Consider the following 25,381-nt stretch of genomic DNA (forward strand, 5'->3'; position numbering starts at 1 on the left):
TTCGCGTAAAGGAAGGGCCGCTCCCGAGGGGGCGGCCCTTTTCTTTTGGCCCATGACCGACGTCCCCCCGCCGCATAGCCCGCTCGCCTGGACCGACGACGGCCAGCCGCGCTCGCGGCTGTTCGGCGACGTCTACTTCTCCGCCCAGGACGGCCTGGCGGAGACGCGGACGGTGTTCCTGGAGGGCTGCGGCCTGCCGCAGGCCTGGGCCGGCCGGCGGCGGTTCACGGTGGGCGAGCTGGGCTTCGGCACAGGCCTGAACATCGCCGCCCTGCTGGATCTCTGGCGCCGCGAGGCTCCCGCCGGCGGCCGCCTGCACGTCTTCACCGTCGAGGGCTTTCCGATCACCGCGGAAGAGGCCGGACGGGCGCTCTCGCGCTGGCCCGAGCTGGCCGAAGCTGCGCAGGCGCTGGTCAGCCGCTGGCCGGGCCGCGCGCGCGGCGTCCACCGGCTGGAGCTGCCCGAGTACGCCGCCATCGTCGACGTGGCGGTCGGCGACGTGCGCGAGGCCCTGGAGGGCTGGACCGGCCGCGCCGACGCCTGGTTCCTCGACGGCTTCTCGCCCGCCCTGAACCCGCAGATGTGGAGCGACGAGGTCCTGGCTCTGGTGGGCGCGCGCTCGGCGCCCGGGGCGCGGGCCGCCACCTTCACCGTCGCCGGCCAGGTGCGCCGCGGCCTCGCCGCCGCGGGCTTCGAGGTCGAGAAGCGCCCCGGCTTCGGCCGCAAGCGCGAGCGCCTGGAGGCCCGCAGGCCTGGCGCGCCGGCCGACTTCGAGCCGGGCCGGGTGGCCATCGTCGGGGCTGGGATCGCCGGGGCCGCCGCCGCGCGGGCCGTGCGCGCCCTGGGCGGCGAGGCGCTGGTCTTCGACGCCGAAGGACGCGGCGCCGGCGGGTCCGGCAATCCCGCGGGGCTGGTGACGCCGCGGCTCGACGCCGGCCTCGGGCCTCCCGCCCAGCTGTTCGCTCGCGCCTTCGCCCGCGCCGTCGGCCTCTATGAGGCGCTGCCCGAGGCGATCGTGGCCCGCGGCGTGCTGCAGCTCGCGTCCGCCGAGCGGGACCCCGCCCGCTTCGGGAAGATCGCGGCCTCGGACCTCTTCGAGCCCGGCGCCCTGACCCTGCTGGAGCCCGCCGAGGCCGCCGACAGGCTGGGGGAGCCCGCCCCCGCGGCCCTGGACCAGCGGCCGGCGCTCGTGGTGGACCCTGCCCGCATCCTCGCCGCCTGGGCCCCGGACGTCCGTCCCGCCCGCGTGGCGCGGATCGAGCGGGCCGACGACGGCTGGCGCCTCATGGACCCGGAGGGGACCGAGATCGTCCGCGCGGGCGCCGTCATCCTGGCGGCGGCGCTGGACTCGCGGGACTTGGCGCCCGACGTGCCGCTGCAGCCGGTGCGGGGCCAGGCGAGCTGGGCGCGCGGGCAGAGCGTCGGTTCGGCCGCGGCCTGGGGCGGCTATGTCCTGCCGACCGGCGAGGGCGTGCTGTTCGGCGCCACGCACGACCGCGACGACGCCGGCCGCGACCTGCGCCCCGCCGACCACGCCCGTAACCTCGAGACCCTCGCCCGCGCCCTGCCCCGGCTCGCGGCCCGGCTTTCGCAGGGGCCGCTGGAGGGCCGCGCCTCGGTCCGCGCCGTCACGCCCGACCGCCTGCCGGTCGCGGGCGGGGCGGACGGCCGCTTCCTCCTGACCGGCTTCGGCTCGCGCGGGCTCTCCATGGCGCCGCTCCTGGCCGAGCACGTCGCCGCCCTCGCCCTCGGCGCGCCCTCGCCTCTGACCGCGGCCCAGCAGGCGCTGGTCGCGCCGGACCGCTTCGGCCGGCGCGTGCGTTCCTAACGAGCGGCGCGGACCCTATAGTGGCGTTGCTCGGGGGACGTCCTATCCGCCAGGAGGATCCGAGACATGAACTGGAAGATCGCACCCGTAGCCGTGGCCGCGGGCCTGCTGGCCCTGGGCGGCTGCGCCGCGCCCCGGGCCGCGGCGACGGCCGAGCCGGGCGCGCGGCCGGACCGCCAGTGCTTCTGGAACCACCAGGTGAACAGCTTCGCCTCGGCGGACAACCGGATCGTCAACGTGCGGGTCGGCGTGCGCGACGTCTACCAGATGGAGATGTTCGGCCCGTGCCACGACGTGGACTGGTCGCAGAAGATCGCGCTGGTCTCGCGCAGCGGCTCGATCTGCACCGGCTTCGACGCCGAGATCGTCGCGGAATCGCCGCTCGGGCCGCAGCGCTGCCAAGTGAAGAACATCCGCAAGCTCACCCCGGCCGAGATCGCGGCCCTGCCCAAGCGGGCGCGGCCCTGAGAAGGAAGCGCGCCGGAGAGGCTCCGGCGGCGCCAGTCCCTAGAACCGCTTGCGGACGCCGACCTTGAAGGTCCGTCCCAGCGGGCTGCCCGTGAACGGGTCGTAGCTGAGGTCCAGCCGGGCGAACGACGGGTCCTCATCGAAGACGTTGTCGACCGAGAGGGTGACCGTCGTGTCCCAGGGCAGGAGGACGCGGTAGTCGATCTCGGCCAGCCAGGTCTCGTCGATGGTCTTGCCCGGCCCGGTGATCGCCGCACGCTGGTCCACGTAGGAGTCGATGTAGTTCACCGTGAAGCGCAGGTTGTGCGGCCCGGTGGAGTACTCGACGTAGCCCGACCCCTTCAGTTCGGGCAGCGAGGTGGCGATCAGCTGGTAGTTGAGGAAGCCGGCCGCGTCATAGGCCTGCTCGACGGTGACGCCCTCCACTTCGAAGTCGTCGATCTTGTACTCGAGTGTGTAGGTCGCCGACAGGCCGGCCCGCAGGTTGCCCCCGAACACTTCGCCGAAGTCGTAGTCCGCCAGGACGTCGATGCCCGACGTCTTGATCTTCGGGCCGTTCACCCACTGCGTCCGGACCCGCGCGATCGTGGCGGTCGAGCAGGCGCCCTGGAAGTCGAACCGCGACTGCAGCCCGGCGTACTCGGCCGTGCCGCAGCGGGTGGTCGCCCCGCCCGGGAACATGGTGTTGACGATCGAGCCCGACGGCTCGCCGACGATCGGGTTGTCGAAGTCGAACCGCCACCAGTCGACCGTGGCCTTGAACCGGCCGACGTCGAAGATCGCGCCCAGGCTGAAGTTGTCGGCGGTCTCGGGCTCCAGGTCCGGGTTGCCGAACAGGTCGATGGCGCGGAACGAGCCGGCGATGAAGCTCAGCGCCGTCACGCTGCTGTTGTTCAGCTGGGTCAGCGGCGGGCCGCGGAAGGTGGTGCCCACCGAGCCGCGCAGGGCCAGCCAGTCCGCCACCTGCCAGCGCACGTTGGCCTTGGGATTGGTGGTGGTGCCCACCGCCTCGTAGTCCTCGTAGCGGATGGCCAGCTGCACCTGGATCGCGTCGCTGACCGGCACGCTGAGCTCGGCGAAGGCCGCCCAGACGTCGCGCGACAGGTCGGCCTCCTCCCCCGTGCCCAGGAACACCAGCGGGCCGTTGCGGACCGCGCACGAGCCGGTTCCGGTGACCGGGGTGTCGATGCAGGGGTTGGCGTCGATGTCGCTGAGGTCGTTGTACTCGGACTCGAACCCGTCGCGGCGGAACTGGAAGCCGGCCGCCCACCGCACCTCGCCGCCGGGCAGTTCGAAGCCCGTGGTCCCGTTCAGCACCGCGTCGGTGACGAAGATCCGCTGGGTCTGCTTGGTCGAGACCTGGTCGAAGAACCAGCGGATGACGTCCGGATTGTTGGCCGCCGCCGCGCTGAACTGCGGGTTCGACGCGCCCGAGACCGCGTTCGAGGCGAAGGCGTTCGAAAACGGGTTGAACCAGTAGCAGCCGATCGCCTCGTTGCCGGCGTTGGTGGTGAAGTTGTTGGTCTCTGCCGCGGTGCAGCCTCCGCCGGCTCCCGTCGCAGCGCTGCCGTAGCCGCGCAGCGCGAGCTGCAGGCGCGAGACGACGGTGTCGTAGCCGGTCCGCCAGCCGGTCTCCTGGCCGTAGGTGACCGCGACGTCGTAGCCGATGCCCATCCAGGGCAGGTCGCCGCGCAGGCTGCCCGAGACGCGGGCGGCCTCGTACTGGCGCATGCCTTCGGACGCCCCTTCGTTGCCGTCGAAGATCGGATTGCCGCCGAAGGACAGCGGCCGGTAGAACACGCCGGGGAAGTGAGCGCCCGTCGCGGCGGCCGGGATGGCTCCGGGGTTGGCGGCGCGATAGGCCACGAAGCCGGGGTTGTTGGCCGGCACGAACCAGCCGCGGAGCACCGCCGGCGTCAGCGAGCCCACCGTCGGGTTGGTGGTCGCCGTCGGCGTCTGCAGGGTCAGGTAGGACGGCGAGGTCTTCCAGTTGGGCACCTCGGTCTTGGCGTAGAGCGCCTCGACGTGCAGCCGGTGGCCCTCGGCGAGATCGGCGTTGAACTCGCCGTAGAGCTGGATGCGGTCCTCGGCCTCGGTGATGTTGTCGTACTCGATGTAGTGGAATCGGCACTGCGGCAGCGCCCCAGCCACCGGGATGCCGCCGAGCGGCGCGCAGCCCGCGTCGAGAACGCCCGCGCCGGCCGGAACCCACGCGCCCGTCGGCGTCTGGGCGACCGGCAGGAAGCCGGTGACGCTGGAGCCGCCGGACCAGCCGCCTTCGGGGTTCTCGGCGAAGGGCCGCACGGCCCAGTCGCGGTCGGTCACCTTCAGCTCGGAACGGTGCTGCCAGCCGGCGCTGAGCAGGATGTTGCCGTTGTCGAAGGTGTGGCCCCAGAGGAGCCCGCCCGTGTAATCGCCCTTCGAGCCGTCGATGTGCCGATAGCTGCCCGACACCTCCAGGCCGTCGAAGTTGGTGCGGGTGATGAAGTTGACCACCCCGCCGATGGCGTCCGAGCCGTAGGTCGCCGCGGCGCCCTCCTTCAGCACCTCCACCCGGCCGATGGCCACGGTAGGCAGGGTGTTGGTGTCGACGATGCCGGCGCCGGCCTGGCCGAACGGGTTGGGCGACATGCGCCGGCCGTTCAGCAGGACCAGGGTGCGCTGCGCGCCCAGCCCCCGCAGGTTGATCGAGCCCGAGCCCTCCGAGCCCTGGGCGCGGGTGTCGAACTGGTTGGTGTCGCCCAGCACGCCGCTGGAGACCGACAGCTGCTTGATGAGCTCAAGGGTGGACGGCGCGCCCTGACGCTCGATGTCGTCCTGGCTGATCACGTCCACCGGCAGAGCCGCATCCTCGGGCGTGCCGCGGATGAACGAGCCGGTGACGACGACCTCGCCGACCTGGGTTGGGGACTGCTGGGCCAGCGCCTGGCCGCCTGCGCCGAGGGCCGCGACAGCGGCCATGGCGGATACGCTGCAGAAGAACCTGCTCTTGGTCATTTGGTTTTCCTCCCCTCGGCGCCTCTGGACGGGCGGCCTGAGTGGCGGAATTACGGACCAAATGGCGGACCTGCGCCATACGTATTTCGCGGTTCGGCAAACACTGAAATGTGAACAGACCCGCCGGGACAACGTCTTGACCGGCAATGCTTTCCCTTCGAACGCCCGGTCTGCAGACCGGCCGGCACGCCGCTCGACCGCCGGCGGCGAACATACCGGAGTCGCGAAAAAGCGAGCGACGCCCGGAGGTTAGGCCAAGGCCCGGCCGCCGACCCACACTCCGCCCTTCAGCTCGGCCTTGCGCCGTCCTATGTGGGACGCAGCGCCGGCCTGACAGGCGCAGGACACGAGGGGACGGACATGACGCACAAGGGCCTGGAACTGCGCTCGCTGGTGAAGTCGGACGGCGAACTGGAGCTGTCGCTCGCCGAGGTGGAGGTTGCGGACCCCGGTCCCGACGAGGTGCTGGTGCGCGTCGAGGCCACGCCGATCAACCCCTCGGACCTCGGCCTGCTGATCGGTCCGGCGGACCTCTCCACCCTGAGGGCCGCGGGCTCGAAGGATCGGCCGGTGGTCACCGCCACCGTGCCGCCGGCCGGGCTGAAGGCGCTGAAGGCCCGGCTCGATCAGTCGATGCCGGTGGGCAACGAGGGCGCGGGCGTGGTGATCGCCGCGGGGGCCTCGCCCGAGGCGCAGGCGCTGATGGGCAAGACCGTCGCGATGATCGGGGGCGCCATGTACGCCCAGTACCGGATCGTCCGCGCGGCCGACGTGCTGGCGCTTCCCGACGATGCGACCCCCGCCGAGGGCGCCTCCTGCTTCGTCAATCCGCTGACCGCGCTGGGCATGACCGAGACCCTGCGCCGCGAGGGCCACAAGGCCCTGGTCCACACCGCGGCGGCCTCGAACCTGGGCCAGATGCTGGTGCGGATCTGCAAGGCGGACGGCATCCCGCTGGTGAACGTGGTCCGCAGCGCCGAGCAGGAAAGGCTGCTGCGCGACCAGGGCGCCGAGCACGTGGTCGATTCCACCGCGCCGGACTTCATGGACAGGCTGACCGACGCCGTGGCCGCCACGGGCGCGACGCTCGCCTTCGACGCCATCGGCGGGGGCCGGATCGGCGGCCAGATCCTCTCGGCCATGGAGGCGGCGGCCAACCGCACCGCCGGGGCCTACAGCCGCTACGGCTCCTCGACCCACAAGCAGCTCTACATCTACGGGGGCCTCGACACCCGGCCCACCGAGCTCGTCCGCAACTTCGGCTTCGCCTGGGGCGTGGGCGGCTGGCTGCTGACGCCGTTCCTGGCGAAGATCGGCCCCGAGGCGGCGGGACGGCTACGCCAGCGCGTGGCGGCCGAGCTGAAGACCACCTTCCAGAGCCGCTACACCGCCGAAATCGGCCTGGCCGAGGCGCTCGACCCGAAGGTCATCGCCGCCTACAGCCGCCGCGCGACCGGCGAGAAGTACCTGATCAATCCCGCCAAGGGATTGTGACGCCTGGATTTTTCGGGGGGATGGTGGACGCGGCTGGGATTGAACCAGCGACCCCTACGATGTCAACGTAGTGCTCTCCCGCTGAGCTACGCGTCCGAACCGTCTCGTCGGGAAGGCGGGGATATAACGGGGCGCCCCGGCCGGCGCAAGCGCCAGACTTAGGCTGCGATCATCCGCTCCACTTCGGAGACGATCTCGCGCAGGTGGATGGGCTTGGACAGCACCTTCGATCCGGCGGGCGCCCGCTCGCCGGCGGCCAGGGCCACGGCGGCGAATCCGGTGATGAACATGATCCGCAGGCCCGGATGCTTGGCCGCCGCCTGGCGGGCGACCTCGATGCCGTCGAGGCCGGGCATGACGATGTCGGTGAGCAGCAGGTCCCACGGCTCGTCGAGGTAGGTCGCCGCCTCGTCGCCGTCGGCGCAGGCCGTCACCTCGTAGCCGGCGCGTTCGAGCGCGCGCGCGAGGAAGCCGCGCAGGGAATCGTCGTCTTCGGCAAGCAGGATACGGGGCATGGCGGTCGGTTCAGGGTTCAGCCGCCGACCATAGCGCCCCAACCGTAAACCCGCCATGAACCCTTTGACCCAGGAAGGCGCTCAGCGTTCAATGCAGATGATGAATGCCTGGGAGCGTCTCGGCGGCGAGCAAGCGCCTGTTGGCGCGGCGCCCTTCGACCTGCGCCGCGCGGCGCCCGAGGGCGAGCCGCCGCCGACTCCGCTGGTGTTCGCCTCGCCCCACTCCGGACGGTTCTATCCCGACGACATGATGTCGGCGGCGGCCCTGGACGCCGTCAGCATCCGGCGCTCCGAAGACGCCCTGGTCGACGACCTGATCGCCGCCGCGCCCGGCTATGGCGCGGCGACCCTGACGGCCAACTACGCCCGCGCCTACATCGACCTGAACCGCGAGCCGTTCGAGCTCGACCCCAACATGTTCGTCGACGAGCTGCCCGAGTTCGCCCGCGCCCGGACGGCCCGCGTCGCGGCGGGACTGGGGGCGATCGCCCGCGTGGTCTCGGAAGGCCAGGAGATCTACCGGCGCAAGCTCACCTTCGCCGAGGCCCGCAAGCGGATCGAGTGCGCCCACCGGCCCTATCACCGCGCCCTGGAGCGCCTGCTGGCCGAGGCCCAGGCCGCCCACGGCTTCGCCATTCTGGTCGACTGGCATTCGATGCCCGCCGCGGCGGCCCGGGCGGGCGGGCGCGACAAGCCCTGCGACATCGTGCTCGGCGACCGGTTCGGGGCGGCCTGCGCCGGCGTCCTGCCCGCCCGCGTCGAGCGCGAGCTGGAGGGCGTCGGCTATCGGGTGGCGCGCAACACGCCCTACGCCGGCGGCTACACGACCGAACACTACGGCCGGCCGGCCCGGCGGACCCACGCGCTGCAGATCGAGATCAACCGGGCGCTCTACCTGGACGAGGCGAGCCTCGCCCCCACGGCGGGCTTTTCTTCGCTGAAGGCGCACATCGAGCAGCTGACCAGCGCCCTGGCGGCCGCCGACTGGTCAGCCCTGAAGCCGGGCTGAACCGCCGCCTCGCGCCTGCGGGCGAAAAAAAGCCGCGCCCGGAGGCGCGGCAGTTCAATAGGGAGGAAACGCCCAGGAAGGGCAAAGGCGTCAGCGACGCCTAACAAGCGCTACATACGCTGCAGCGCACAAAAATGCAAGTGTGCTGAGCATCAAAATTGCCACGCCCAGGCGGCGAAGTTGAAATTCGTGCCCGCGATCTCCACCTACGCGCAGCACACCTGCCGCTTGGATATCGTGCGTCGCACAATGTTCATCCCCTGCGGCTCATAAGCCCTTCAACGACTTCTTGCTGGCGGCGAAGCCCGCCGTCCCCTACAAGCGCGCCCTCCCAGATCATCGAACCCCGTTTCCGCACGCCCTTCATGTCGCTCCGCAACATCGCCATCATCGCCCACGTCGACCACGGCAAGACAACGCTCGTGGACCAGCTGCTCGCCCAGTCCGGCGTGTTCCGAGCCAATGAGGCGACGGTCGAACGCGCCATGGACTCCAACGACCAGGAGCGCGAGCGCGGGATCACCATCCTCGCCAAGTGCACCTCGGTGCTGTGGAACGGGAAGGCCGGCGAGACCCGCATCAACATCATCGACACGCCCGGCCACGCCGACTTCGGCGGCGAGGTGGAGCGGATCCTCGGCATGGTGGACGGCTGCGTCCTGCTGGTCGACGCCGAGGAAGGCGTCATGCCGCAGACCAAGTTCGTGCTGACCAAGGCCCTGAAGATGGGCCTGAAGCCGATCCTGTGCATCAACAAGGTGGACCGCGCCCACGCCGATCCCGACCGGGTGCACCTGGAGACCATCGACCTGTTCTCGGCGATCGGCGCCACCGACGAGCAGCTCGACTTCCCGCACATCTACGCCTCGGGCCGCAACGGCTGGGCGACGCTGGACCTCAACCAGCCGTCCGACACCCTGACCCCGCTGTTCGACCTGATCGTCGACCACGTGCCGCCGCCGGCCGTGGAAGCGAACAAGGACAAGCCGTTCCGGATGCTGAACGTGCTGATCGAGAGCGACCCCTTCCTGGGCCGCCTGCTGACCGGCCGCATCGAGAGCGGCAAGGCCGTGGCCGGCATGGCCATCAAGGCGCTGGACCGCAACGGCAAGCAGATCGAGCAGGGCCGCATCACCAAGGTGCTGGCCTTCCGCGGCCTGAAGCGCCAGCCGATCGACGAGGGCGCCGAGGCCGGCGACATCGTCGCCATCGCCGGCATGTCCAAGGCCACCGTGGCCGACACGCTCTGCGCGCTGGAAGTGACCGAGCCGCTGGACGCCCAGCCGATCGATCCGCCGACCATCTCGATGACCGTCAGCGTCAACGACAGCCCGCTGGCGGGCCGCGAAGGCGACAAGGTGCAGAGCCGCGTGATCCGCGACCGCCTGCTGAAGGAGGCCGAGGCCAACGTCGCCATCCGGGTGTCCGAGACCCCCGGCGCCGACGCCTACGAAGTCGCCGGCCGCGGCGAACTGCAGCTGGGCGTGCTGATCGAGAACATGCGCCGCGAGGGCTTCGAGCTCTCCATCTCCCGCCCGCGGGTGGTCTACCAGACCGGCGAGAACGGCGAGCGGCTGGAGCCCATCGAGGACGTCGTCATCGACGTGGACGACGAGTACACCGGCATCGTCATCGAGAAGCTGTCGGCCCGGAAGGCCGAGCTGAAGGACATGGGCCCCTCGGGCGCCGGCAAGACGCGCATCCAGCTGATGTGCCCGTCGCGCTCGCTGATCGGCTACCAGGGCGAGTTCCTGACCGACACCCGCGGCTCGGGGGTGCTGAACCGCGTGTTCAGCCACTACGAGCCGCACAAGGGCGCCATCGAGGGCCGTCCGAAGGGCGTGCTGGTGTCCAACTCCGACGGCGAGACCGCCGCCTACGCCCTGTGGAACCTCGAGGAACGCGGCGTGATGTTCGTCGGCGCCGGCGAGAAGACCTACCAGGGCATGATCATCGGCGAGAACTCCCGCTCGGACGACCTCGACGTCAATCCGATCAAGGGCAAGCAGCTGACCAACGTCCGCGCCTCGGGCAAGGACGAGGCCGTGCGCCTGACCCCGCCGCGGCGCCTCACCCTCGAACAGGCCATCGCCTACATCGAGGAGGACGAGCTGGTCGAAGTGACGCCGAAATCGATCCGCCTGCGCAAGGAGGTGCTGAACCCCTCCTTCCGCAAGAAGCGCGTCAGGGAAGAGTAGACGCCGGCGCCACACCCGTGACACTTGGGAAGCGTATGGAGTCTCCGAGATGACGCTTCCCGCCCCAGCCGCCGCGCACGCCAAGCCGCCCCGCCACTACCCGACCCCCGCCGCCAAATGCGCGGACTTGGTGGTGCATGTGGTCGGGCTGACGCTGGCGCTGGTGGGGGGGATCGTGCTGCTGACGCTGGCGGTGCAGGCCGGCTCGATCAGCAAGGTCGTGGGCGTCTCGATCTACGCCGCCGGCATCATCGCCATGCTGGCCTTCTCCACGGCCTACAACTTCGCCAGGCCCCAGCACCGCCCGACCCTGCGGCGGCTGGACCACGCCGGGATCTTCCTGATGATCGCCGGCTCCTACACGCCCTTCACCCTCGGCCTTCCCGGCGCCTGGGGCTGGGGCATGACCGCCGCCGTCTGGTCGATCGCCACCCTCGGCGCGCTCGGCAAGCTGTTCCTGAAGGGCCTGGACCGGAAGTTCTGGGTGGGCGTCTACCTGGCGCTCGGCTGGCTGGTGGTCATCGCCCTGAAGCCGATCATCGACAGCCTGGCCTGGTACGCCTTCGTCCTGCTGGTGACGGGCGGGGTCCTCTATTCGACCGGCGTGATCTTCTACGTGAACAAGCGGCTGAAGTTCTCGCGGGCCATCTGGCACGGCCACGTCGTGGCCGCGGCCGGCGCGCACTGGGCGGCGGTGCTGCTGGGGGTGGTGCTGGCCGCCCAGCACTGAGCCCCGATCTCGCCCTCGACCTCGGCCTCGACGAAGCAGCCGTTCATCGCCAGCACCTGGGCCACGATGCAGGCCGCGGCCCCCAGCGAGGCCGGCGGGACCGCGTCCAGCAGGTCCGACAGCCTGGCGTCCATGGCGTCGTAGGCTTCGGCCTGGGCGAAGGCGAACACGTCCAGCATCGCCCGCTCGTCCCGCGTCACCGCCGGGTCGCCCGGCCTCGAGACCGTGAGGCGTCGCCGGCCGTGCAGGGCGAGCTGCTGCAGGAACACCTCCAGCGTCCGGCAGGCCTCCTGCCCCGTCCAGCCGCAGACGAACTCGAACTGCGCCACCGCGCCGGGACAACCGGTCCCCAGCGCCAGCCGGCGGATCGCCCCGACCAGCAGGCGCTCGCCCCGGAACAGGGACAGGAATAGCGACAGGTCCTGATCGCACATGGCCGACTCCTGCGTTGGGAGCCGACGGTAGTGCTATTGAGAATCGTTCGCAACAACTCTCTGCCGGGAGATTCGGGGCGTCAGAGCGGCCGCTCCATCCACACGTCGCAGCGGGCGTACTCGGTGTCGGTCGGGGCCAGGTCGCGGAAGCCCATGGCGCGGTAGAGGCCGAGCGCCGGCGCCAGCCCCGAGTTCGTCTCCAGATAGAGCCGCGGCGCACCCGCTTCCCGCCCGGCCTCGATGCAGCGCTCCATCAGCCGGCGGCCCAGGCCCGAGCGTCGCGCCGCCTCCGACACCGTCATCTTGGCCACCTCGTAGCCGCCGTCGGCCATGCGGATCAGGGCCACGCAGCCGACGGGCCGACCGTCCTGCAGCGCGATGAAGATCCGCCCCCCCGGGTCGATGATCTTGCCCTGGGGATCCTCCAGCACCTCGCGGTCCTTGGCCTCAAGGGTGAAGTGCCGCGAAATCCAGGCCTCGTTGAGGGTGCGGAAGGCCTCGGCGTAGCGGGGCTCGAACTCGACGATCTCCATGGAACCCTCCGGATGGTGGCGCTGGCCCGACTCTGGGGCCAAGGTTGATGTGATGGCCAATCCGATTTTCTCCAACCTGCCCACCACCGTCTTCGAGGAGATGTCGGGCCTGGCGCGCGACCTGGGCGCGATCAACCTCGGCCAGGGCTTCCCCGACGATCCCGGCCCCGAAGCCGTCCGCGCGAAGGCCGCGGACGCAGTGCTGAACGGCTACAACCAGTATCCGCCCATGCGCGGCCTGCCGGACCTGCGGCGCGCGGTGGCCGCGCACTATGCCCGCACGCAGGGCCTCGACCTCGACTGGGAGGCCGAGGTCACCATCACCTCGGGCGCGACCGAGGCGCTGACCGCCGCCTTCCTGGCGCTGATCCGGCCCGGCGACGAGGTGGTGCTGTTCCAGCCGCTGTACGACAGCTACCTGCCGATGATCCGGCTGGCGGGCGGCATCCCCCGTCTCGTGCGCCTCGCCCCGCCGCACTGGCGCTTCGACCGGGCCATGCTGGAGGCGACGTTCTCGGACCGCACCCGCTTCGTTGTGCTGAACAATCCGATCAATCCGGCCGGCGTGGTCTTTCCCGAGGAGGACCTGGCGCTGCTGGCCGAGTTCTGCGCGCGCTTCGACGCCACGGTCATCTGCGACGAAGTGTGGGAGCAGGTGGTGTTCGGCGCCGCCCGCCACCGGCCGCTGATCGCCTTTCCCGGCATGCGCGAGCGCACGGTGAAGATCGGCTCGGCGGGCAAGATGTTCGGCCTCACCGGCTGGAAGGTGGGGTTCCTGTGCGCCGCACCGGCGCTCACCCACAGCCTGGCCCGCGCGCACCAGTTCCTGACCTTCACCACCGCGCCCAACCTGCAGGCGGCGGTGGCCTGGGGCCTGGACAATTCCGGCGACTGGTTCGAGGCCATGCCGCGGCAGCTCGAAGCCTCCCGCGACCGGCTGGCCGGGGGTCTGCGGCGCGAGGGCTTCGCCGTCCTCCCCAGCCAGGGCACCTATTTCCTTAACGTGGACCTGGCCGCCTCGGGGGTGGCCGAGGGCGACCGCGCCTTCTGCCTTCGCGCGGTCCATGAGGCGGGCGTCGCCGCCATTCCGGTCTCGGCCTTCTACGAGGTGGCGCCGGTGACCCACATCATGCGGCTGTGCTTCGCCAAGGCCGACGCCGTTCTGGACGAGGGCGTAAGGCGGCTGGCCCGCGCGCGCGAGCTCTCGCGTGCGAAGGCCGGCTGATGGAGCGCTGAGCGAATGATGGGAGGGACGAGGGTTCTGCAGTGCGCTTGGCCCGCCCCTCTACCATCAACTCAGCAGGTCGTGCCGCCGTCGACGACGATCGTCTGACCGGTCGTCCAGGCGCCGGCGCGCGAGGCCAGGTAGATAGCCGCGCCCGCCAGGTCGTCGGGCTCGCCCAGGCGGCGCAGCGGCGTGCCCGAACTGGCGCGCTTCTCGCCCTCGGGCGTGTCCCACAGGGCGCGGGCGAAGTCGGTCTTCACCAGGCCCGGCGCGATGCAGTTCACCCGGATATTGTCCGGTCCCAGCTCCTGGGCGAGGTTGCGGGCGAGCTGCATGTCGGCCGCCTTGGAGATGCAGTAGGCGCCGATCACCGTCGAGCCGCGCAGACCGCCGATGGACGAGACGATGATGATCGCGCCGTCCTTCCGCTCGCGCATCTCGGGCGCGACCATGCCCACCAGCCAGTTGTTCGCGATGATGTTGTTCTCGAGGATCTTCCGGAACGCATCGTCCGTGATGTCGAGCTGGCTGCCGTAGAACGGGTTCGAGGCGGCGTTGCAGACCAGGATGTCGATCTTGCCGAAGGCCTTGCGGGTCTCGTCCACCAGCCGCTGAAGGTCCTCCTTCGAGGAGATGTTGGCCGGCACGGCGATGGCGTGGCCCGGACGCGCGGCGTTGATGGCTTCGGCGACCTCCTCGCAGGGGCCGGCCTTGCGGGACGAGATCACCACCTTGGCGCCCTGCTCGGCCATGCGCTCGGCGATGGCCCGGCCGATGCCGCGCGACGATCCGGTGATCACCGCCACCTTGCCCGTCAGGTCGAACAGACCGCCCGCGCCGACCTTCAGTTTGTCCATCGTCTCGCTCACGGCGCTCTCCCAAACAGTTGTTTGACTCGGCCGCCATTTGCGACGGGCCCTGCCGCCCGGTCAAGCGCTCAGCGGCAGACGGCGTAGCGGCCGAAGTCCAGGTGCAGGTGGTCGCGGTGGGCGGCGTTATAGTCGGGGCTCAGCACCGCCCGGAACCATGGGCAGGCTCCGTCGCGGACCCGCCGCAGGAAGCGGCCCCGGGGCCCCTCCGAGCGGAAGTCGCGCAGGACGCTGACCTGCTCGCCCGAGGCCGTGCGGAAGGCGGCCACGTCAAGCGCGTTGGCGAAAGCGTGCTCGCTGCGCCGGCCCTCGCTCCGGCCATAGACGTTCCGGCAGGCGTAGGTCCCGTAGTGCTCCACCCGCGCGATCGGCTGGCCCAGCTCCTGGCGTGCGGCGGGCTGCAGGACGTGCCGGCTCCAGAAGGCGTAGCCCAGCGCCACCGGGCAGGTGACCACCGGCGCCGCCGGGCTGAGCGGCGCGGCCGCCCCGTCGCGGATTCGCACCGTGTTCCGCGTGGCGCATTCGCCCAGGTCGCGGTCCGGCTCCTCGACGAAGGCGACCTCGCCCTCCGACAGCACCTTGCGGCACAGCTCCGGATCGGCGGCGGCGCGGGCGAACTTCACCTGAGTGGCGAGGCCCACCGGCTGGTCCAGGCGCAGCGGCTTCCAGGGCAGGTCCTCCGGCGGAGCCCAGCGGTCGACGGCGATCAGCAGCAGCAGTCCCGCGAACGTCCAGTCGAGCAGGGTCGCCCAGAGGGCGGAGAGCGCCAGCGCCTCGGGCGGGACGGGCTTCAAACTGGGGAAACGCAGCCGCACGAGGTCCCAACGGGCGCCGGCGCTTGCGGTTCAGGAGGCCAGCGGCCAAGCTTCGGGCCAGTCGGGAGGGACCTCACATGCGTATCCTGGGGCGGATCGCGCTCGGCCTGCTCGCCGTGGCGCTGGGGCTGGCGGCCGTAGTGGTGGTGCGGACGTTGACCTACGAGGCGCCGGCGGGGGCGGACACGTCGGACGTGGTGCTGGCGGGGCCCGTGCCGGTGGACGTCGCCCGCGCCGCCCAGCGCCTGAGCGCCGCGATCCAGATCCCCACCGTGCGCCACCAGGACAGGGCCGAGGACCAGCCCGCCGAGTGGGACCGGCTGCACGCCCTGCTGCAGGCGGCCTATCCCGCCGCCCACGGCGCCATGACCCGCGAGGTCGTGGACGCCCAGACGCTGATCTACACCTGGGCCGGGACCGACCCGTCGCTGGCCCCGATCATCCTGATGGCGCACCAGGACGTGGTGCCGGTCACCGCCGGGACCGAGGCGGACTGGAAGCACCCGCCCTTCGCCGGCGTCATCGCCGAGGACGCGGTCTGGGGCCGGGGGGCGATCGACGACAAGGGCTCGCTGATCGGCCTCTTCGAGGCGATCGAGATCCTCGCCGGCCAGGGGTTCAAGCCGAAGCGCACCGTCATCCTCCTGTCGGGCGGCGACGAGGAGGTGCTGGGCTCGGGCGCCCAGGCCGCCGCCCGCCTGCTGCAGGCCCGCGGCGTGAAGGCCGAATTCGTCCTCGACGAAGGGCTCGTCGTGCTCTCGGACAACCCGATCACCGGTGGGCGGCTGGCCGTGATCGGCACGGCCGAGAAGGGCTACGGCACCCTGAAGGTCACCGCCCGCGCAACCGGCGGCCACTCCTCGGCCCCGCCGCCGGACGCCGGCGGGGTGGCGACCCTGGCCAAGGCGATCACGGCCATCGTCGAGGCCCCCTTCCCGCTCGCCTTCCGCGGGCCGGGCGCCGACATGCTGAAGACGGTCGCGCCCGACGCGCCGTTCGCGGTGCGGATGGCGGTGGCCAACGAGTGGCTGTTCGGCCCGCTGCTGACCCGGCAGGTCGGCGCGACGCCCGCGGGCGCGGCCCTGCTGCACACCACCATCGCCCCGACCATGCTGAAGGGCAGTCCCAAGGAGAACGTCCTGCCGCAGGACGCCACGGCCTGGATCAACTACCGCATCGCGCCCGGCGACAGTTCGGCGAGCGTCATGGCGAAGGCGAAGGCGGCGGTGGGCGACCTGCCCGTCACGCTGGCCTGGAATGCGACGCCCGGCGAGCCCTCGCCGGTGTCGTCCACGGACTCCTGGGCATGGAAGACCCTCGCGGCCGTCGCCCGCGACGTCACCGGCGCGCCGGTCGCCCCCAGCCTCGTCACCGCCGCCACCGACAGCCGCTGGATGCATCCGGTGGCCAAGGACGTCTACCGCTTCCAGCCGGTCGAGTTCGCGATGTCGGACATCCAGATGATCCACGGCACGAACGAGCACCTGAGCCTGAAGAACCTCGAGGCCATGGTGCAGTTCTACGCCCGGCTGATCGCCACGGCGGCCGGCTGAGGCGATTTCCCGGCGGCGCCCGCTTGCCGGAACGCCCGCGGACCAATAACTCGGTAGGAGACGAAATCTGCCCGCGGGACCTTCGCGCGACATGCGCGTTTCCGCCGGCGCGAAGGAGCCGCCATGCTGAAGTGGATCGCCTACATGGACGAAGACGGGGACGACGAGGACAAGGGCCGCCTGCCCGACATGCCGATGACGTCGGGGCCGGTCCAGAACGCCCTCTTCAAGTCCCGCACCGTCCTCGTCTTCGGCGAGATCGACATGCGCCTGGCCGAGCGGGTCACCGCCCAGCTCACCGCGCTGGCGGCCGAGAGCGACAAGCCGATCCGGATGATCATCAACTCGCCGGGCGGCCACGTGGAGAGCGGCGACACCATCCACGACATGATCCAGTTCAGCCCGGCGCCGGTCACCGTGATCGGCACCGGCTGGGTCGCCAGCGCCGGGGCGCACATCTACCTGGGCGCGCCGAAGGAGCACCGGCTCTGCCTGCCCAACACCCGCTTCCTGCTGCACCAGCCGGCGGGCGGCGTGCGCGGCCAGGCCTCGGACATCGAGATCGAGGCCGAGGAGATCATCAAGATGCGCGAGCGCGTGAACCGGATGATCGCCCGCGAGACCGGCCAGTCCTACGAGAAGGTCGACAAGGACACGACCCGGAACTTCTGGATGAGCGCCGAGCAGGCGGTCGAGTACGGCCTCGTCTCGCGGATCATCAAGAACACGGCCGAGATCTGAGCCGGTCATGACGCCGTGGTGGAAGGGCGCGGTCCTCTACCACGTCTACGTCCGCAGCTTCTATGACAGCGACGGCGACGGGCACGGCGACCTGCCCGGCGTCCAGGCCAAGCTCGACTACATCGCAAGCCTCGGGGTGGACGGGATCTGGCTGTCGCCGATCCACCCCTCGCCGAACCGCGACTGGGGCTACGACATCGCCGATTTCGAGGGCGTGCAGGCCGACTACGGCCGCCCGGAGGACTTCCGGCGCCTGCTGGACGCCGCCCACCGGCGGGGCCTGAAGGTCGTGCTGGACGAGGTGCTGAGCCATACCTCGGACGAGCATCCCTGGTTCGTGGAGAGCCTGACCGGCGGTCCGACCGGACCCAAGGCCGACTGGTATGTCTGGGCCGACCCGAAGCCCGACGGGACCGCCCCGAACAACTGGCTGTCGGTGTTCGGCGGGCCGGCCTGGGCCTACCAGCCCAAGCGCCGGCAGCACTACCACCACAAGTTTCTGCGCCAGCAGCCCAAGCTGAACTGGCGCAACCCCGCGGCCCGGGAAGCGGCTCTCTCGGTGCTGGACTTCTGGCTGGAGAAGGGGGTGGACGGCTTCCGCCTGGACGTCGCCGGGACCTACCTCCACGACGCCGATCTGACCGACAATCCGCCGGTCCCGGTGGACGAGCGCACGCGCCTCCACTGGAGCCACGCGGGCAACCTGCAGCGGCACCTCCACGATTCCAACCTGCCCGAGAACATCGAGGTGCTGGACGCCATCCGCCGCCGCGTCGAGGCGCATGGCGAAGACCGCTTCGTCTTCGGCGAGTTCTCGGAGGAGGAGGCTCGCTGCGGCGCCTATTGCAGCCACGAGGACGGGCTGCACAGCGGCTACACCTTCGTGATGCTGCTGGCCCGCAAGCTCGACCCCGGCTTCGTGCGCGAGCACTACCGCACGCTCTCGGATTACCCGCTGCACTGGCCGACGATCAGCTTCTCCAACCACGACGTGCCGCGCACGGTCAGCCGGTTCGGCGGCGGGGCCGACACGCCCGATCTCGCCCGGATGCTGTTCGCCCTGCTGGTCGCCTTGAAGGGCACGACCCTGGTCTACCAGGGCGAGGAGCTGGGCCTGCCGCAGGCGACGCTGACCCGCGACCAACTGCGCGATCCCGTCGGCGACCTTTACTGGCCCTACGACGGCGGGCGGGACGGCTGCCGCACGCCGATGCCCTGGCAGCCGGGCGAGACGCTCGGCTTCACGACCGGAACGCCCTGGCTGCCGCCCGCCGCCGAGCACCGCGGCCTGACCGTCGCCGAGCAGGAGAAGGACCCCGACTCCACCCTGGCCTTCGCCCGCCGGATGATCGCCTTCAAGAAGGACTCGGCCGCCCTGCGCCTCGGCGAACTGACTTTCCTCGACCTGGCCGAGCCGGTGCTGGCGTTCGTGCGCGAGCATGCCGGCGAGCGGATCGCCTGCCTGTTCAACTTCAGCGCCGAGCCGCGTTTCCTCGACGCGCCGCAGCTGGCGGGCGCCCAGCTCCTGCCGGTTCGCGCGGGCGACGCCGACCTGCGCGGCGGCTCCATCGGGCTGTCGCCCCACGCGGCGGCGTTCCTCAGACTCGCTTAAGCGGCTAAAAGCCCGCCATGGCCGAGGGTGAAGCCACGATCGCGCGCAAGGGTGTGAAGTTCGGCCAGGGGTTCCTGACCGACATCTGGTACTTCGCCGCGCTCTCGTCCGACCTGAAGCCGGGCCGGCCGGCGCGATACGAAATCCTGGGCGAGCCGGTGATGCTGGGCCGCGGCCCGTCGGGCCAGCTCTTCGCCCTGCGCGACATCTGCCCCCATCGGGCGGCGCCGCTGTCGGCGGGACGCATCGTCCGCGACGGCCAGGGCGAGGCGGTGGAGTGCCCCTATCACGGCTGGAAGTTCGGCGCCGACGGCGGCTGCACGGCTATCCCCTCGCTGACCGCCGACCAGGCCATGGACATCGGCCGCATCCGCGTGCGCCGGTATCCGGTGGCCGAGAGCCAGGGGCTGGTGTTCGTCTGGATCGGCCGCGACGCCGCAAGCGAGCCCGACCAGCCGCCGCCGGTCTTCCCCGGAGTTGTGGGGGGGCCGCCCAAGCTGGTCGACCGGATGGTGTTCGACGCCCACATCGACCACGCGGTCGTGGGCCTCATGGACCCGGCGCACGGCCCCTACGTGCACCAGCAGTGGTGGTGGCGTTCGGCCAAGAGCCAGCACGAGAAGGCCAAGCGGTTCGAGCCGCGCGAGGCCGGCTTCGCCATGGTCCGCCACGAGCCGTCCAAGAACAGCCGCGCCTATGCCATCCTGGGCGGCCAGCCGCTGACCGAGATCACCTTCCGTCTGCCGGGCCTGCGCTGGGAGCACGTGACGGTCGGCAAGCGGCAGGTGCTGTCGCTGACCTGCCTGACCCCCGTCGACGCGCGCCGGACGCGGATCACCCAGATCGTCTGGTCCGACCATCCGGCCTTCGTGCTGCTGAAGCCCTTCATCGCCGCCGGCGCCCGGGCCTTCCTGCGCCAGGACGCGCACATGGTCGACCTGCAGAACGAGGGCCTGCGCTACGACCCCACCCTGCTGTGGATCGACGACGCCGACCGCCAGGCCAAGTGGTACCAGCAGCTCAAGCGGGAATGGGCGGCCAGCCGCGGCGAGGGGCGGCCGTTCCGCAATCCCGTCGAGCCGGCGATCCTGCGCTGGCGGAGCTAGATCTTCGCCTTCGCCGGGCGTTCCGAGCCGGTGAACACCACGCGCGTGCCCTTCTTCACCGCCCCGCCCAGCTGGCGGGCGTCCCAGTTGGTCAGGCGCACGCAGCCATGGCTGGCGGTCTTGCCGACGAGCCGCGGCTCGGGGGCGCCGTGGATGCCGTAGGTCTCCTTCGTCAGGTCGATCCAGACGGCGCCCACGGGGTTGTTGGGCCCCGGCTTGATGTCGAGCTTGCCGGCCGACTTGTCGCCGAAGTTCAGCTTGTCGGGGTCATAGTTCCAGTGCGGATCGTAGGCGACGAGGTTCACCGCCCACTCCCCGTCCGGCGTCGGCATGTCGGACGAGCCCACCGTAGCGGGATAGGACGCCAGCAGCGCCCCGTCGGCGCCGTAGGCGCGGACCTGGTTCCGGCTCTTGTCCACCTCCACCAGCGTCACCGGCGCGGGCAGGGTCTCGGGCCCCGGCGCGGCGACGACGATCCGCGTCCCCGCGACCGAGAAGTCGGCGCCCGGGTTGAGCGCGGCCAGCAGGCTCTCGTCCATGTGGAATTTCTCGGCGAGCGCCTCGCGCGGGCTCGTGAAGCCGAGCGCGTCCAGTTCGGCCATCTCCTCGTAGTCGCTGGGGATTTCCTCGGTGAACGGCCCCGCCACGTCCGCCTCGGTGATGACGTAGTCGGTCACCACCGGCCGGGTGTCGCGGACCAGCAGCGCCCAGACCTCGGCGTCGAGGCGGCCGTCCTCTGGCAGGCCCCGGGCCCGCTCGAAGGCGGCCACGGCGTTCATCAGGTTCTCGCCGTCGGCGCCGTCGATCACCCCCGGCGAGAAGTGGGCGCGCGACAGCAGCACCTGGGCGCGGATCAGCATGGCGCGGTGGGCGTCCGGCGGCAGGGGCTGGGCCGAGAAGGCGGCTCGGTCGATCGCCTGGGCGAGCGGCGAGGAGGACGCGACGATCTGCGGCGCCGCGGGCGCCGGGGGTTGGGCCGGCGCCTGGGCCTGCTCCTGGCCGCCGCCGTCGCTGCACGCCGAGAGCGCCAGGGCCGCCGCGCCCGCCAGGAAAGCCGCCTTCACCGAGTTCATGCTGGACCTCTGCACTGCGCCGCGCGTTTGTGGGCGGCGTGATTGTGAAGGTCTCAGACGTCCTGCGGTTCCTGGGCGCGCTCGCCGCGTGCCTCGTCCTGCTGCTGCTCCTGGCGCTGCGGGTGACCAGCTGCACGCCCCTGGAGAAGGCGGGCCCCGCGCCAGGGACCGCGCCGCCGCCGCCAACCGCGGAGGCCGGCTGCGCCCGGCCGGGCTGGAGTTCGGCCGCCCGGCGGAACGCGCAGACCCTGACGGACCGGGCCTGGGCGCCGTTCGGCCGCACCGAGGTCGGATGGGAGACCTACGCCCCGCTCCTCCAGCGCGAGATCGGCACCGCCTGCCCGCCGGACTCCGAGGGGTTCGCCGCCGCCTTCGCCGCCTGGCAGGACGAGCAGCGCCTGCCGGCCGACGGGGTGGTGGGCGAGGCCGACTTCCAGCTCCTGAAGAACGCGGTGCAGAGCCGCCGGCCGGTCGTCCAGCTGTCGGCGGAAGGGATATGTCCGGACACGCCGGAGGTGATCGCCGCGGCGCGCCCCGAGGAAGGCTACGGCGGCAAGCTGATCCACCTGCGCCCGGGCGCCCTTTCGGCCTATCGCCGGATGGTCGCCGCGGCCCGCGCCGAGGTCCCCGAGATCGCCGCCGATCCCCGCAACCTGACGATCTTCTCCGGCTACCGCTCGCCGGCCGCCGACGCGGCGCGGTGCGCGGCCGAGGGCAATTGCGACGGCATCGCCCGCGCCCGCTGCTCGCCCCATCGCACGGGCCTGGCCCTCGATCTCTACGTGGGCCAGGCGCCGGGCTTTCCGCCCGACTCCAGCGCCGATCCGAACCGGCTCTTCATGACCCGCACCGCGACCTACCGCTGGATGCTGGCCAACGCCCACCGCTACGGCTTCGTGAACTATCCCTTCGAGCCCTGGCACTGGGAATGGACGGGCGAGCGGCCGTGAGGCGTCCAGGGCCATCCCGTGTATTGCGCACGTGCCGGTTGCGCCCTTAGGGTCCCGCCCATGCCGAGCTTGACCATTGGCGGCGCGAGCCTCGCCTATGACGACATCATGCCGCCGGGAGAGCCGGGGCGGACGGTCGTCCTGCTGCACGGCTTCGCCTCCAACCGCGCCGAGGGCTGGCGGCGGACGGGCTGGTACGGCGCCTTCGAGCGGCGGGGCATGCGGGTCATCGGCATCGACCACCCCGGCCACGGCGAGAGCGGCAAGCCGCACGACCCGGCCGCCTACGAGCGGGCCCACATGGCCCACGCCATGCTCGAGCTGCTGGACGTCCTGGGCGTCGGCCGCTGCGACCTGATCGGCTATTCCATGGGGACGCGGACGGCGATCGCCATGGCCCTGTCCGCGCCCGACCGGTTCTCGAACCTGATCCTGGGCGGCGTCGGCGGGCGGATGTTCGAGCCCTCGGATCCCGCACGCGCCGAGGCGCTGGTCGGGGCGATGCTGGCCGACGATCCCGACTCCATCGCCGATCCGCTGCTGCGCAGCTTCCGCCACTTCGCCGACGAGCAGGGCGAGGACCGGCAGGCGCTGGCCGCCTTCAGCGAGGCGCCGAACCCGCCGCCGGCGCGGGAATCGCTCGCCGCCCTGCCGATGCCGGTGCTGGTGGTCGCGGGCCAGCGAGACCACCTCGCGGGCGACCCGGAAGAGCTGGCGCGCGCCTTCGCGGACGGCCGGTCGGTGACCGTGGCCGGCTGCGACCACTTCTCGGCCATCCCGCACGCGCTCACCAAGGCCGCGGTGTTCGATTTCCTGGACGGCCTCTTGGACGATCCCTTCGAGGGCCGGTTCTAGCCGCGGGCGAAGCTGTAGGCGCCGCCCTTCTCCAGCGCCGTCCTGTAGGCCGGGCGGGCCTGGAACCGCTCGACCCAGGCGGCGACGTTCGGGAACGCGGCCAGCCGGCCGAACACGCCCGCGACCTCGCCCACGAAGCTGAGCTGGATGTCGGCCCCGGTCAGCTCGGCGCCCAGCAGCCAGTCGCGGCCGGCCAGCGCCTGGTCGATGTAGCCGACGTGGTTGGCGATCTCGCTGTCGATGCGCGGCTGCAGCGGCGCGCCCGCCTCGCCCAGCCGGCCCACGTAGAGCTGCAGCATCAGCGGCAGCATGGCCGACCCTTCGGCGTAGTGCATCCACTGGCTGTAGATCTCGTAGGCGTCGGATCCCGCCGCCGGGGCCAGCCGCCCGCCTCCATGGCGCCGGATCAGGTAGTCGATGATCGCGCCGGACTCGTGCACCGTCCGGCCGTCGTCGGTGATCACCGGCGACTTGCCGAGGGGATGGACGGCCTTCAGCTCGGGCGGAGCAAGGCGGGTGACGGCGTCGCGTTCGTAGCGCCGGATCTCGTACGGCGCGCCCAGTTCCTCGAGCAGCCAGAGGACGCGCTGGGAGCGGGAGTCGTTGAGGTGATGGACGACGATCATCGGAGTTCCTTTTCGCAGGACGGGAGCTTGGCTGACCCTGCGCCACGGCGCCACCTATAGTCGGGCCATGAGTCTTGTCCTGCCCGATCTGATCGACCTCCTGGACCGCGCCGCCGCGGCGGCCGCGGCGCTGACCGCCGACCTGCAGGCGGCCGTGGCCCGGCGGGTGAGTCCCGACGGCCGGCCCGACCGCGCCGCCCTCGACGCCGAGCAGCATGCAGCCCACGGCCTGGCCTGGGCCGCGGCCTACGCCGAGACCCTGCGCCAGACGGCCGCCTGGGCCCACGCGCTGGAGGCCCAGGGCCGGTTCGGCGAGGCCGAGGCCCTGCCGGCGCAGCTTCTGGCGCACGAGTACCTCAGCCAGCTCGCCGGCGGCCTGCCGATGAACCAGGGCGAGATGTTCCGGCCCGCGACGCTGGAGGTCTCGGCCGCCCGGCTCGAGCCGGTGATCGCCGCCCTCCGGCCCGGCGCCGCGCCGGCGGTACGGCTGCGGATCGTCGAGCTGCTGGACCAGGCCCGCGGCCGCCCCTCGCTGGAGGCGAGCGGCCTCGACGAGACGCTGGAGGCGATCCGCGACCAGTTCACCGCCTTCGCCGCCGAGAAGATCACCCCCTTCGCGCACGGCTGGCACCTGCGCGACGAGCTGATCCCGCTGCCGCTGATCGAGGAGCTGGGCGCCCTCGGCGTGTTCGGCCTCACCGCGCCCGAGGCCTACGGCGGTTCGGGACTCGGCAAGGTGGCCATGTGCGTCGTCTCCGAGGCTCTGTCCCGCGGCTGGATCGGGACCGGCTCTCTGGGCACCCGCTCCGAGATCGCGGCCGAGCTGATCGTCGCCCACGGCACGGACGAGCAGAAGCAGCGCTTCCTGCCCGGCATCGCCTCGGGCGCAGTCATCCCGACGGCGGTGTTCACCGAGCCCGAGGCGGGCTCGGACCTGGGCTCGCTGCGTACGCGCGCCGAACGGGACGGCGATGTGTGGAAGGTCTGGGGGGCCAAGACCTGGATAACCCACGCGGCCCGCGCCGACCTGATGACCCTGCTGGTGCGGACCGATCCGGCCAGCCGCGACCACCGGGGCCTGTCCATGTTCCTGGCCGGGAAGCCGCGCGGGACGAGCGCCGATCCCTTCCCGGCGCCCGGCATGGGCGGGGGCGAGATCCCGGTCATCGGCTATCGCGGGATGAAGGAGTACGAACTGGCCTTCGAAGGCTTCGAGGTCCCGCACGCCAACCTGCTGGGCGGCCGCGAGGGCCAGGGCTTCATCCAGCTGATGGCGACCTTCGAGAGCGCCCGCATCCAGACCGCCGCGCGGGCCATCGGCGTGGCGCAGAACGCCCTGGACCTGGCGCTCGACTACGCCCTGCAACGGCGCCAGTTCGGCCAGCCCCTGGCCGCCTTCCCGCGGGTGGCCGACAAGCTCGCGATGATGGCGGCCGAGATCCTCGGGGCCCGTAGGCTCGCCTGGTTCGCGGCCGAGGCCAAGGACGCCGGCCGCCGGTGCGACCTGGAGGCCGGCATGGCCAAGCTGACGGCGGCGCGCATCGCCTGGGCGGCGGCCGACAACGCCGTGCAGATCCATGGGGGGACCGGGTTCGCCGTCGAGCAGCCGGTGAGCCGCGTCCTGGCGGACGCCCGCATCCTCAACATCTTCGAGGGCGCCGGCGAGATCCAGGCGCAGGTGATCGCCCGGCGCCTGCTCGAAGGCGCCAACTAAGGCGCGCGCCTGCTCGAAGGCGCGAACTGAGGGCGC

The 25,381-nt window shown here is 71.6% G+C and carries 22 protein-coding genes and 1 tRNA gene; 14 read left to right on the forward strand and 9 right to left on the reverse strand.

What is annotated here, in order from left to right; genetic code table 11:
* The first annotated feature begins 52 nt into the window (after window positions 1–52).
* Both mnmD and PHZ_RS17335 read left to right on the forward strand, forming a co-directional pair.
* Window positions 53–1,828, forward strand: coding sequence for a tRNA (5-methylaminomethyl-2-thiouridine)(34)-methyltransferase MnmD (gene mnmD, locus PHZ_RS17330; protein WP_012523672.1), 1,776 nt, complete (start codon window positions 53–55; stop codon window positions 1,826–1,828).
* A 66-nt stretch (window positions 1,829–1,894) separates the two neighbouring features.
* On the forward strand, window positions 1,895–2,296 hold the full coding sequence (locus PHZ_RS17335) for a DUF6491 family protein (RefSeq protein ID WP_012523673.1): 402 nt from the start codon (window positions 1,895–1,897) through the stop codon (window positions 2,294–2,296).
* 39 nt (window positions 2,297–2,335) lie between these two features.
* On the opposite strand, the gene PHZ_RS17340 is transcribed toward PHZ_RS17335, so the two are convergent.
* The gene (locus PHZ_RS17340) at window positions 2,336–5,293 is read right to left on the reverse strand and encodes a TonB-dependent receptor (protein ID WP_012523674.1); all 2,958 of its coding nucleotides are present in this window, start codon (window positions 5,291–5,293) and stop codon (window positions 2,336–2,338) included.
* Between the two features lie 360 nt (window positions 5,294–5,653).
* Between PHZ_RS17340 and PHZ_RS17345 the strand changes: the two genes are divergently transcribed.
* On the forward strand, window positions 5,654–6,787 hold the full coding sequence (locus PHZ_RS17345) for a zinc-binding dehydrogenase (RefSeq protein WP_012523675.1): 1,134 nt from the start codon (window positions 5,654–5,656) through the stop codon (window positions 6,785–6,787).
* A 21-nt stretch (window positions 6,788–6,808) separates the two neighbouring features.
* Here the strand turns inward: PHZ_RS17345 and PHZ_RS17350 are convergent.
* Together PHZ_RS17350 and PHZ_RS17355 are read right to left on the reverse strand one after the other, a co-directional pair.
* Window positions 6,809–6,883, reverse strand: a tRNA-Val gene (locus PHZ_RS17350).
* A gap of 62 nt (window positions 6,884–6,945) precedes the next feature.
* Complete coding sequence (locus PHZ_RS17355; RefSeq protein ID WP_012523676.1) at window positions 6,946–7,302, reverse strand: response regulator; 357 nt, start codon at window positions 7,300–7,302, stop codon at window positions 6,946–6,948.
* Between the two features lie 100 nt (window positions 7,303–7,402).
* Here PHZ_RS17355 and PHZ_RS17360 point away from each other — a divergent pair, with 100 nt between their 5' ends.
* The 3 genes from PHZ_RS17360 to trhA all read left to right on the forward strand — a co-directional run bounded on the left by PHZ_RS17360 (window position 7,403) and on the right by trhA (window position 11,239).
* Window positions 7,403–8,311, forward strand: a complete 909-nt coding sequence (locus PHZ_RS17360; protein WP_041374377.1) for an N-formylglutamate amidohydrolase — start codon at window positions 7,403–7,405, stop codon at window positions 8,309–8,311.
* A 365-nt stretch (window positions 8,312–8,676) separates the two neighbouring features.
* The gene (gene typA, locus PHZ_RS17365) at window positions 8,677–10,509 is read left to right on the forward strand and encodes a translational GTPase TypA (RefSeq protein WP_012523678.1); all 1,833 of its coding nucleotides are present in this window, start codon (window positions 8,677–8,679) and stop codon (window positions 10,507–10,509) included.
* Between the two features lie 49 nt (window positions 10,510–10,558).
* On the forward strand, window positions 10,559–11,239 hold the full coding sequence (gene trhA, locus PHZ_RS17370; protein ID WP_012523679.1) for a PAQR family membrane homeostasis protein TrhA: 681 nt from the start codon (window positions 10,559–10,561) through the stop codon (window positions 11,237–11,239).
* Here the strand turns inward: trhA and PHZ_RS22820 are convergent.
* Window positions 11,122–11,673, reverse strand: coding sequence for a hypothetical protein (locus tag PHZ_RS22820; RefSeq protein WP_148216904.1), 552 nt, complete (start codon window positions 11,671–11,673; stop codon window positions 11,122–11,124). The genes trhA and PHZ_RS22820 overlap by 118 nt on opposite strands.
* Before the next feature lie 80 nt (window positions 11,674–11,753).
* Window positions 11,754–12,206 (reverse strand): GNAT family N-acetyltransferase, encoded by a 453-nt coding sequence (locus tag PHZ_RS17375; protein WP_041373668.1) that lies wholly within the window; start codon window positions 12,204–12,206, stop codon window positions 11,754–11,756.
* 52 nt (window positions 12,207–12,258) lie between these two features.
* Between PHZ_RS17375 and PHZ_RS17380 the strand changes: the two genes are divergently transcribed.
* Window positions 12,259–13,431 (forward strand): aminotransferase, encoded by a 1,173-nt coding sequence (locus PHZ_RS17380; protein ID WP_012523681.1) that lies wholly within the window; start codon window positions 12,259–12,261, stop codon window positions 13,429–13,431.
* 71 nt (window positions 13,432–13,502) lie between these two features.
* On the opposite strand, the gene PHZ_RS17385 is transcribed toward PHZ_RS17380, so the two are convergent.
* Window positions 13,503–14,288: an SDR family oxidoreductase gene (locus tag PHZ_RS17385; RefSeq protein ID WP_012523682.1), complete on the reverse strand. Its 786-nt coding sequence runs from the start codon at window positions 14,286–14,288 to the stop codon at window positions 13,503–13,505.
* An 80-nt stretch (window positions 14,289–14,368) separates the two neighbouring features.
* The gene (locus PHZ_RS17390) at window positions 14,369–15,094 is read right to left on the reverse strand and encodes an extensin-like domain-containing protein (RefSeq protein ID WP_041373669.1); all 726 of its coding nucleotides are present in this window, start codon (window positions 15,092–15,094) and stop codon (window positions 14,369–14,371) included.
* 98 nt (window positions 15,095–15,192) lie between these two features.
* Between PHZ_RS17390 and PHZ_RS17395 the strand changes: the two genes are divergently transcribed.
* The 4 genes from PHZ_RS17395 (at window position 15,193) to PHZ_RS17410 (ending at window position 20,127) form a co-directional block, all read left to right on the forward strand.
* Window positions 15,193–16,668: a M20 family peptidase gene (locus PHZ_RS17395; protein ID WP_012523684.1), complete on the forward strand. Its 1,476-nt coding sequence runs from the start codon at window positions 15,193–15,195 to the stop codon at window positions 16,666–16,668.
* A 123-nt stretch (window positions 16,669–16,791) separates the two neighbouring features.
* On the forward strand, window positions 16,792–17,409 hold the full coding sequence (locus PHZ_RS17400; protein ID WP_012523685.1) for an ATP-dependent Clp protease proteolytic subunit: 618 nt from the start codon (window positions 16,792–16,794) through the stop codon (window positions 17,407–17,409).
* 7 nt (window positions 17,410–17,416) lie between these two features.
* Entirely contained in the window at window positions 17,417–19,021 is a 1,605-nt protein-coding gene (locus tag PHZ_RS17405; RefSeq protein ID WP_012523686.1) for an alpha-glucosidase family protein, read from the forward strand.
* Window positions 19,022–19,038: 17 nt separating this feature from the next.
* Window positions 19,039–20,127, forward strand: a complete 1,089-nt coding sequence (locus tag PHZ_RS17410; protein WP_012523687.1) for an aromatic ring-hydroxylating oxygenase subunit alpha — start codon at window positions 19,039–19,041, stop codon at window positions 20,125–20,127.
* Here PHZ_RS17410 and PHZ_RS17415 read toward each other — a convergent pair.
* A complete protein-coding gene (locus PHZ_RS17415) occupies window positions 20,124–21,200 on the reverse strand; it encodes a L,D-transpeptidase family protein (RefSeq protein WP_012523688.1) in 1,077 nt (358 codons plus the stop codon). The genes PHZ_RS17410 and PHZ_RS17415 overlap by 4 nt on opposite strands.
* 44 nt (window positions 21,201–21,244) lie before the next feature.
* Here PHZ_RS17415 and PHZ_RS17420 point away from each other — a divergent pair, with 44 nt between their 5' ends.
* Both PHZ_RS17420 and PHZ_RS17425 read left to right on the forward strand, forming a co-directional pair.
* The gene (locus PHZ_RS17420; RefSeq protein ID WP_148216905.1) at window positions 21,245–22,150 is read left to right on the forward strand and encodes a D-alanyl-D-alanine carboxypeptidase family protein; all 906 of its coding nucleotides are present in this window, start codon (window positions 21,245–21,247) and stop codon (window positions 22,148–22,150) included.
* A gap of 60 nt (window positions 22,151–22,210) precedes the next feature.
* On the forward strand, window positions 22,211–23,005 hold the full coding sequence (locus PHZ_RS17425; protein WP_041373670.1) for an alpha/beta fold hydrolase: 795 nt from the start codon (window positions 22,211–22,213) through the stop codon (window positions 23,003–23,005).
* Here PHZ_RS17425 and PHZ_RS17430 read toward each other — a convergent pair.
* Window positions 23,002–23,631 carry a glutathione S-transferase family protein gene (locus tag PHZ_RS17430; protein WP_041373671.1) on the reverse strand — a complete coding sequence of 210 codons (630 nt, stop codon included), beginning with the start codon at window positions 23,629–23,631 and terminating at the stop codon, window positions 23,002–23,004. The genes PHZ_RS17425 and PHZ_RS17430 overlap by 4 nt on opposite strands.
* Window positions 23,632–23,698: 67 nt before the next feature.
* Here PHZ_RS17430 and PHZ_RS17435 point away from each other — a divergent pair, with 67 nt between their 5' ends.
* Window positions 23,699–25,345 carry an acyl-CoA dehydrogenase family protein gene (locus tag PHZ_RS17435; protein ID WP_012523692.1) on the forward strand — a complete coding sequence of 549 codons (1,647 nt, stop codon included), beginning with the start codon at window positions 23,699–23,701 and terminating at the stop codon, window positions 25,343–25,345.
* Window positions 25,346–25,381: the final 36 nt, after the last annotated feature.

Origin of the sequence: Phenylobacterium zucineum HLK1 (assembly GCF_000017265.1) — a bacterium.
GTDB lineage: Bacteria > Pseudomonadota > Alphaproteobacteria > Caulobacterales > Caulobacteraceae > Phenylobacterium > Phenylobacterium zucineum.